At 29.4% G+C, this 520-nt stretch carries 2 protein-coding genes; one reads left to right on the top strand and one right to left on the bottom strand.

The window, feature by feature from the left end; genetic code table 11:
• On the top strand, positions 1-263 hold a 263-nt coding region (locus FK529_RS20140; protein WP_205124416.1), incomplete at its 5' end, for a hypothetical protein.
• Between the two features lie 59 nt (positions 264-322).
• Here the strand turns inward: FK529_RS20140 and FK529_RS20420 are convergent.
• A partial coding sequence (locus FK529_RS20420) for a hypothetical protein (protein ID WP_205124417.1) occupies positions 323-520 on the bottom strand: 198 nt, incomplete at its 5' end.

Here is a 520-nt window from a genome sequence, read left to right on the forward strand (position 1 = left end):
CAGAAGATAAAATAGATGAGTATATTAATTCCGTTAATGATAGTACAAATCTTCAGTTACTAGCAGCACAACGAAATGAAGAAAAACTTGATACAGATTTTGATCAATGGTTTAATTATCATCAACCAACAGAAGATGGTAAATTTAATTATAGGGCAGTTAACTATTTACCTAATATGGAATATACTTACGAAAATTATCCAGAGTTTATTGAAAAAAGAAGAGAACTTTTAAAAAACAAGCTATGTCAAATATTACTTTAAGCAAAGAACTAATTATTAAACAACCCCTTATTGAATTTTAATTCATAAGGGGCTTGCCTTTATAAATCCTTAGTATATTTAAATTCAAAATTTCCATCCTCATTTACCACCATCTTATCTAGCATTAAATTCCAAAGGATAGGGTCACATTCAGCCAGAGGAGCAAGAGAGTCTAATTTTTCAATAAAGAAGTCATATTTGAGTTTTCTGGATTCCTTATCTTGGATTTGAGTACATAGGTCCTCGTACTTTTCTTT

This window comes from Tsukamurella asaccharolytica (genome assembly GCF_007858435.1).
Taxonomy (GTDB): domain Bacteria; phylum Actinomycetota; class Actinomycetes; order Mycobacteriales; family Mycobacteriaceae; genus Tsukamurella; species Tsukamurella asaccharolytica.